Genomic DNA, 8,642 nt, shown 5'->3' with positions numbered 1-8,642 from the left:
TATCTTCGTCATCTTAAATTCGATGATGACAGCTGACAATTATTTTCATCTTGAACCAATCGGTGCGATTCACATCCACAAAAACACTCGCTCTCGTCGCATACGCCTTCGGGTAAAGCCCGACGGAAAGGTTCAGGTATCTATGCCTACTCTGGTTTCTGAACAAAAGGCCATTGATTTTGTCAAAACTAAAGTCGACTGGATACTAAGACAACAACAAGATATTAAAGCTGGTTTAACTATTTTTAGTCCTGACAACTGTTTTAAAACAAAATTCCACCGATTGAAGGTGGTTTTTGTTGATCAAAATAAAGTCTCGGGTCTTGTTGGAAACGGTATCATCCAGATAAACATACCAACGAAACAAGACCACCAACGAGCCGAAATTCAACTGTTTATACGACGGGCCATAGTGCAGGTGATGCGGCAGGAAGCGAAAGTATATCTGCCCTCCCGACTTCGAGAGCTGGCGCAAGTTCACGGTTTAAAAGTTGAGAACGTGTATGTAAAACATGTAAAAAGCAGATGGGGAAGTTGCTCGTCAGTTAACAACATCAATCTTAATTTACACCTGATGCGACTCCCCGATCGGTTAATTGATTATGTAATTTTGCACGAACTGGCTCATACCATTGAAAAGAACCATGGCCCGGGATTTTGGAAATTGCTCGAAAGAATTTGTCCGGGATCGAAGAAACTGGATAAGGAATTAAACCAATTTCATGTCGATATTTATTAATCGACTGGAAAAAGAAATTAAAACATGAACTGGAATCAACTCATATCAACCCGACGACTGGGATCATTACCGACAACAGACGGAAATGATCTGTATAGCCGAACACAATTTCAGCGCGATTATGACCGGATTATTTTCTCGTCGCCCTTTCGGCGTATGCAGAATAAAACACAAGTGTTTCCGCTACCGGGAAGTATCTTCGTACACAATCGCTTAACCCACTCTCTGGAAGTAGCCAGCGTTGGTCGCACCCTTGGAAGCATGCTCGCCGAAAAGTTAAGCAGAAGCGGAGAACAACACCCACTGCTTGCCGAACTGGGAGCCGTAGTATCGGCCGGCTGTTTGGCCCACGATATGGGAAACCCTCCCTTTGGACATGCCGGAGAGGAAGCCATCTCGAATTATTTTACCTCGGGAAATGGTAAGGATTTAAAAAATCTGGTGAGCCCTGCCGAATGGACCGACTTTGTTTTTTTCGATGGAAATGCGAACGCGCTCCGTCTGCTGAGTCACCAGTTTAAAGGTCGCCGCGACGGGGGGTTTGCCCTCACCTACACCACCCTGGCATCAATCGTTAAGTACCCCTATGAGTCGGTTGGAGTAACCAAACCAAAATTTGGTTTCTTTCAAACGGAGAAAAAACTATACCAAGGTATCGCAAGTGAATTGGGATTAAATCAAACAGGAACAGACCCGATGAAATTTGTTCGCCACCCGCTTGTTTATCTGGTAGAGGCAGCCGATGATATTTGCTACCAAATTATGGATATGGAGGATGCACACAAACTGAAGATTGTGCCCTACAACCAGGTGATTGATCTGTTTCGGAATTTTTACGATCCGGTAGCCGACAAAGACATCCTCTCGAAAATTGACCGGAATTTCAAAATTGTGACCGATCGCAATGAACAGGTGAGCTACCTGCGGGCTTCGGTCATCAACAAGCTGGTAAATGAATGTCTGGAAGTATTTGAGCAGAATCGCACGGATATCATGGCCGGCACCTTTCAGGGTGCGTTGATAAAGAAAGTTGAGGGCTCGTCGAAAACAGCCATGGAAGCCATTGTGCCCCTGTCGGTTGAAAAAATCTACAACGACCGATCGGTTGTAGAGATTGAAATGGCCGGTTACAAAATTCTGGGGACACTGCTCGACGAGTTTATTCAGGCCGTACTGGAACCCAAAGCAGGTTTGTCGCGCCGATTGCTTTCACTGATTCCACAACAGTATCGGGGCGAACATCAGTCCGACTACGAGAAAATTCAATCGGTTATCGACTTTGTATCGGGCATGACCGACTTATTTGCCCTCGATTTATACCGGAAAATTAAAGGAATCAACCTGCCTGGAATTGGATAGAAAACCGATATTTTAAACTAAAAAGACTTCAGATTTTAGAAATCCCCGAGGGTTTATCTTTCTATCATCTGAAGTCCTTTTTTAAGGTGCCAAGGCGCTATTTCCCAATCTGGCTTTTCAGCAGATTGACATTATTTTTCAACCGCTCAATTGTTTCGTCCTTTTCTTTCGCCTCAACCTTCAACTTCTGAATATCAGCCTTCAAGGAAGAAACCTGTTGCACCTGAGCTTCATAAAGTCCACTTTTCTGCTCCAGCTGCTTGCCCATTCGCTCAATCGATTCCTGCTGGCGGCTGAAACTAAATTTCAAGTCCGACAATTCGTTCTTTGTGGTCGACAGCTCATTCGAAAGATTTGCATTTTCCGCCTTCATCTCAGCAGCAACACTGTTGCTTTTCTCCAATGCTTCTTTCATCTGTCGTTTTTCAAACTCAAAGGCATAGAGCTTTTCGTCGATTGTCGCATCTTTTTCCTGTACGTTCGATTTTAACGAATTTATCTGCCCGCTCAGATCGCCGATGAGTTGATCTTTCTTGGAATTGTTCGCCATCAGGTCCTTTTTCATGGCTTCATAATCGGCAATCATTTGGCCAATACGGCTATCTTTCGCCTCATTTTCATCAGTCAAATCGCGCACGCGCTGTTCGGCACGCATTTTGGACGACTCCATGTCGAGGAATTTCTTTTTAGAAACGCAAGCGGATAAGCTAATTGTAACAATTGTTGCTAAAAGCAGAATTCTGTTTGTTTTCATTTTTTCAATTTTTCAATTTCACCAATCCTATTTTTGAATTGGTCATATTTTTATCAAATTAGACTCTCGGTAACTAGAACTCGCCAATAAACATCGTTCGGTATTCCAAAACAGATGTTTTCACGGCTTGTTTCATGTAGCTAAGATTTTTCCGGGTTTCGGATGACAAATGAAGAACGCTTCGCAGACATAGATGTTATCCGATTAATAATTTTTAACGAACTTAAGCGTTCTTCAAGAGTTAACTAAAGTACGAATTATACAACAAATTTAAAGCCAAAGCAATAAATCGGACGAAAGAGATCTACCACTCATCGTCCAAAGAATTGAATTTCAGAAAACAAAAACAGCAGAACCATGAAAAATTTACTCCTTATCTTATTTCTTTCGTTCACCATCGGGCTGCAAGCCCAAAACCAGCTATTGAAAGGGAGGATTGTAGATGCCGACAACCAATCGGGCATTGCCTATACAAATATTGGAATTGAAGGGACCTTTTACGGAACAGCCAGCGACGCGAATGGGTTTTTCGAGTTGAAAATTCCGGCTGAATTTGCGAACAAAACGCTTTTTGTATCGGCCGTTGGATACGAAAATAAAAATTATCCGGTAGCCGAATTGTTAACGACCGAATTTGCACGCCTTTCGCTAACCGAACAAACCTACAACATTGAAGGAATTGATGTGGCTGCGCGTTCTCAGGTTTTATTCAGGATTATAAAAACTGCTGCTGCGAAAGTTCCGGATAACTTTCACACCGGACCAATCGGATTGAAATTCCATTATCTGGCAAAAGAAACCAGAAATGATTCGACCAGCCTGGTTCGAGAAGCGATTGCTGAGATGACCGACCAAAGTGGATATAGTCGTCCATCTATTCAGGACGCCTTCGACAACCGTAATTTTCGTTTTACCGAAGTCAATAAAAATTTCCGTTCGTATTCGTTTCCCGATGCGCAAACCGGTTTCGACGAGTTAATTGAACTTGACCTGGCGCGCCTTTCGAATACCATTTTCAGCGAGGAATTAATTCGTGACTACGATTTACAACTCGACGGCATCAGGCCTTACGAAGGCGATTCGGTTTGGGTAATTGCCTACAAAACCGACAAAACCGATTTGGCGCACACCGGCGATTACTACGCCACTAAAATGGACGGCAAGCTATTTATCCTGAAAAGTAATTATGCGCTGGTTCGAAACGAGTGCATGATTGAAGCCAGTAAGAACAACCCCCAAAACCGCAGTTTATTTACTGAAGGCAGCGATGAACAGCAGGTTCGTTACCACCTGACAGCACTTTATCGGGAACAAGGCGGCAAATACCTGATCAGCTATTTCGATCAGGATAAAAGCTTTACGAATCAGTCCGGAGAGCTTGTGAAAATCTCCCGAAAAGCAGCTTTGCTCGACTTCGAGAAATCGCCCCAATCAATTTCCGGACGAACCTATTTTGAAGACTCCACCTACGATGAAAAGTTCTGGAACGCTTTTCATAGCGGCAAAAAACTTTAAATCATCTTTACTCACTCATGATGAAAGGCTATCCGGGATGGATAGCCTTTCATTTTTCTCACCCTCTTCATTTAAAACAAAGCCGTAGCAACATTCGCGCTTCACTTAATCGTTTCTACCAATTTCACTAAAAAGCCCTTCAGTTACGACTGAAAAACAAACAACGTCCGATTATTTCATTTTCTTTTGTTAAAGCATTCCTTCGCAAACTATTTTTCGATAACTTTGTTTTGATTTTTAAGCTTACTTAAATATGGATTCAAGCACTGACTTAAAGGTTTCTATCGCTACCGAGAACTTTATTAAGACGATTTATAAGTTTGATCAGGGGAGAGCAAAGGACACCAGGCCCGGGAGCATTGCCAAAGAACTTGGCATCACCAATGCTGCTGCAACCGATATGGCCCGTAAACTGGCATTAAAAAAACTTATTGATTATCAGAAATATAAAGAGCTTAAACTGACTCAACACGGTGAAAAGATTGCCTTGAATGTTCTGCGCAAACACCGGTTGTGGGAAACATTCCTGCACCAGGTTTTAGGGCTGTCCATGCACGAAATACATCGGGAAGCAGAGTTACTGGAACACTTGACATCCGATTTTCTATCCGAAAAAATAAGCAAATACCTTGGCAATCCGACCTTTGACCCTCATGGAGATCCGATTCCAACAAGTACGGGCGAAATTTTAGGGGATATGGAGAGTATTCCCCTGTCGCTGGCTGAACCTGGACAAAGCTACCAAATCAGCCGTCTTTCGGGTTCCGATAAAGAGTTCTTCGATTTCTGCCACAACAACCAACTCGAGATCGGGACGACGATCAACGTCAAGAAACAATACATCAAATCCCGGATGATGGAAATTGAAGTGCAGAACACAAAACTCTTACTAAACACCGAACTCGCGAACTTGATTTACATTGTAAAAACTCGATGAAGAAATTAGATAACTTTTTAAATCACAACCAATGAATATGACAGTCATTTTAGCCGCCCAAACGGGATTTACACTACTGATCGGACTGGTCTTTCTGATTCTGCTTATATGGGTATTCTGGCCCAAAAAAGGAGGATTGGCGATACTTACCCGAATGCGGGAAAACAGCCAAAAGGCGATGTTGGAGGATTCACTAAAATTTATGTTCGATTGCGAATACCGCCACACAAGCTGCGATATGCTCAGCATTGCGGGCAACCTCGACATTTCTGCCGACAAGGCCAGTGAAGTAACAGAGCGTCTGCTATCGATGGGACTAATCAACATGGATGGTCAAATTGTTAGCCTGACAGACATTGGCAGATCGTATGCGCTGCGGGTTATCCGTGTTCACCGTATTTGGGAGCGCTATTTTGCCGATGAAACCAGCATCAATCAGGCCGATTGGCACAACGCAGCCTGCCGCATTGAACACCATGTAACGGTGGAAGATACCGAAAAGCTCGCGGCACAAATGGGCCATCCGGTTTTCGATCCGCATGGTGATCCAATTCCTACACCAACAGGTGAACTGCCCGCCCCAACGGGATTGCCTTTAAACCACATGGAAGAAGGTCAGATTGGCCGGATCATTCACATTGAGGATGAGCCTCGTAGCGTATACGAACAGTTGGTTGTACTAGGGCTGTATCCCGGTATGCAGGTTTACATCACCGATGTCGCTGAAAATAAGATCACATTCGCGGCCGATGGCGATGAGTGCTCGCTAACGCCATTGTTTGCCAACCATATTACGGTTGAACCGGTGACCGAAAAAGAAGCTATAGCCGAGAAATACGAGTTGCTGTCATCACTCCAAATTGGAGAAAATGCCGAAGTGATTGGCATATCGCCCAACTGTCGCGGCCAGCAACGACGCCGGTTGATGGATATGGGTATTGTGCCCGGGAGTTTCGTCTCGGCGGTTATAAAAAGTGCCTCGGGCGACCCGGTTGGCTATCGGGTATTAGGAACCACAGTAGGCATCCGTGTTCGGGAAGCCGACCTGATTTTTATTAATCGAAAAAATTAATCTCATGAATACACAAGCAAATTGTGAAAGCTGTGCCCTGCACAATAAAGCAAATCTGGTAAAACTAGGCATCGACCTGGATCAGGTTGATTATGTGATTGCGATGGCTGGAAATCCAAATACCGGAAAAAGTACCGTTTTTAACAACCTCACCGGTTTGCGCCAACACACCGGCAACTGGCCCGGAAAAACAGTTGCACGCGCCGAAGGAGGATTCAGTTTCAACGAAAAACGCTACAAAATGGTTGACCTTCCGGGAACCTACTCGCTACTGTCAACCAGCACCGACGAGGAAGTCGCCCGCAACTTCATCCTGTTTGGTCAACCCGATGTTACAGTGATTGTAGTCGATGCCACCCGATTGGAACGAAACCTAAACCTGGTGATGCAGGTACTTGAAATAACCGATCGGGCGGTACTTTGCCTCAACCTTATGGACGAAGCGAAACGTAACAACCTCGAAATAGATGTCCGCACCCTGTCAAAAGAACTTGGCATTCCGGTAATTCCGGCAGCTGCACGTCGCCGTCAGGGGATGAATGAACTGCTTCAGGCGATTGAGGATGTAGCAACCGGTAAATATGTTTGCCGGCCATACAAGATCAAAAGTCGCTCAACAAAACTGAACCACGCGATCGCTGAACTATCGGCTAAACTTACCAAACAGTTCCCCAACTTGCCCAATACCAAATGGGTTGCTCTGCGCTTACTCGAAGGAGACAACAGTATTATTGAAGCCGTTCGCAATGGCGAGCTCGGAAGTATTAGTGCCGGTGAGTCCGGTATTCAAGCGTAATTTGAAACAAAATGGACAAAACAACAAACAACAAAAGAGAAGAAATACTGGCTGCTGCAAATGCCGCACGCTGGGAACTTGGCCTTGATTTTCACGACACGGTAATTGAATCGATCTATGCCGATGCCGCTCAAATCGCGCGAAAAACGGTCAAACAGAAAGGTGAAAAAGAAGCCTATGCCATCGACTTAAAGATTGATAAGATAGTGACCAGCCGCTTGTTCGGCTTTCCGCTGATGTTTCTGCTGCTGGCATTGGTTTTTTGGCTAACCATTGCCGGAGCCAATTACCCTTCAGGGCTGCTAGCCGAATTACTGGTCGATTATATGCAACCCATCTTAAAGCAAGGTGCCGAAGCCATCAACCTTCCATGGTGGCTCAGTGGGGTACTGATCGATGGCGCGTATCTGGCTGCTGCGTGGGTCATTGCAGTGATGTTGCCTCCCATGGCGATCTTCTTTCCGCTCTTCACCCTGCTCGAAGATTTGGGCTATCTGCCGCGTGTTGCCTTCAATATGGACAACCTGTTTCGTAAGGCGGGTGCCCATGGCAAACAAGCGTTAACGATGAGCATGGGCTTTGGCTGTAATGCTGCCGGTGTAGTTGCCGCCCGGGTAATCGACAGTCCACGCGAACGACTGATAGCGATCATCACCAATAATTTTTCGTTGTGCAATGGCCGCTGGCCCACCCAAATACTCATCGCCACCATCTTTATTGGCAGCATGGTATCGCCTCATCTGGCGGGTTTTGTCTCTGCGGGAGCAGTGGTCAGCATCGCTGTTCTGGGCATTCTTTTTAGCCTGATCGTATCGTGGGGTTTAAGTAAAACAGTTTTGAAAGGCGAAGCATCAGCCTTCACGCTGGAACTGCCTCCCTACCGTCCGCCACGCCTAATGCAGACGCTTTATACTTCACTGATCGACCGCACCATCTTCGTTCTTTGGCGTGCAATCGTCTTTGCTATTCCGGCGGGGATTGTGATCTGGCTTGTAGCCAATGTGAAGATTGGTGATCTTAGCCTAGCCGAGCAATTTATCAACTGGTCCGATCCATTTGCTCTTTTCTTTGGGTTGAATGGAGTAATTCTGCTGGCCTATATCATTGCCATTCCGGCGAACGAAATTGTGATCCCGACGATCCTTATGCTGACGGTGCTGAGCGGCAAACTGGCAGGAGTAGGCGCCGGCTCGGGCGTTATGTTCGAACTGGATTCAGCGGAAGATATTGCCATCCTGCTAGAGGCCGGCGGATGGACCCTGCTGACCGGAATTAACCTCATGCTGTTTAGCTTGCTGCACAACCCCTGTTCAACAACAATCTACACCATTTACAAAGAAACCAAAAGTGTGAAGTGGACGGTCGTTTCAACCCTAATTCCTATTGTGATGGGGTTCGGCATTTGCTTTCTGACCACTCAACTTTGGCTCTATTTTAGCTAGCTGATTATTCACCATAAATGTAAAGCCG

8 protein-coding genes are annotated in these 8,642 nt (G+C 45.3%); 7 read left to right on the top strand and 1 reads right to left on the bottom strand.

Going from position 1 to position 8,642, the window contains the following annotated elements:
* Both ABZD21_RS15465 and ABZD21_RS15460 read left to right on the top strand, forming a co-directional pair.
* Positions 1-739, top strand: a 739-nt coding sequence (locus ABZD21_RS15465; RefSeq protein WP_372775982.1) for a M48 family metallopeptidase, incomplete at its 5' end; no start/stop codon positions are given.
* A gap of 24 nt (positions 740-763) precedes the next feature.
* Entirely contained in the window at positions 764-2,098 is a 1,335-nt protein-coding gene (locus tag ABZD21_RS15460; protein ID WP_372775981.1) for a deoxyguanosinetriphosphate triphosphohydrolase, read from the top strand.
* A 97-nt stretch (positions 2,099-2,195) separates the two neighbouring features.
* On the opposite strand, the gene ABZD21_RS15455 is transcribed toward ABZD21_RS15460, so the two are convergent.
* The gene (locus tag ABZD21_RS15455) at positions 2,196-2,852 is read right to left on the bottom strand and encodes a hypothetical protein (RefSeq protein ID WP_372775980.1); all 657 of its coding nucleotides are present in this window, start codon (positions 2,850-2,852) and stop codon (positions 2,196-2,198) included.
* Positions 2,853-3,209: 357 nt separating this feature from the next.
* Between ABZD21_RS15455 and ABZD21_RS15450 the strand changes: the two genes are divergently transcribed.
* The 5 genes from ABZD21_RS15450 (at position 3,210) to ABZD21_RS15430 (ending at position 8,614) form a co-directional block, all read left to right on the top strand.
* Positions 3,210-4,367 carry a carboxypeptidase-like regulatory domain-containing protein gene (locus ABZD21_RS15450; RefSeq protein WP_372775979.1) on the top strand — a complete coding sequence of 386 codons (1,158 nt, stop codon included), beginning with the start codon at positions 3,210-3,212 and terminating at the stop codon, positions 4,365-4,367.
* Between the two features lie 253 nt (positions 4,368-4,620).
* On the top strand, positions 4,621-5,304 hold the full coding sequence (locus tag ABZD21_RS15445; RefSeq protein WP_372775977.1) for a metal-dependent transcriptional regulator: 684 nt from the start codon (positions 4,621-4,623) through the stop codon (positions 5,302-5,304).
* Between the two features lie 31 nt (positions 5,305-5,335).
* Entirely contained in the window at positions 5,336-6,376 is a 1,041-nt protein-coding gene (locus ABZD21_RS15440; RefSeq protein ID WP_372775976.1) for a FeoA domain-containing protein, read from the top strand.
* Positions 6,377-6,380: 4 nt separating this feature from the next.
* A complete protein-coding gene (locus ABZD21_RS15435; protein ID WP_372775974.1) occupies positions 6,381-7,172 on the top strand; it encodes a FeoB small GTPase domain-containing protein in 792 nt (263 codons plus the stop codon).
* 11 nt (positions 7,173-7,183) lie between these two features.
* Positions 7,184-8,614, top strand: coding sequence for a nucleoside recognition domain-containing protein (locus tag ABZD21_RS15430; RefSeq protein WP_372775973.1), 1,431 nt, complete (start codon positions 7,184-7,186; stop codon positions 8,612-8,614).
* Positions 8,615-8,642 lie beyond the last annotated feature (28 nt).

This window comes from Mangrovibacterium sp., from assembly GCF_041596335.1.
Classification (GTDB): domain Bacteria; phylum Bacteroidota; class Bacteroidia; order Bacteroidales; family Prolixibacteraceae; genus Mangrovibacterium.
This window is presented reverse-complemented; position numbering and strand designations above follow the sequence as displayed.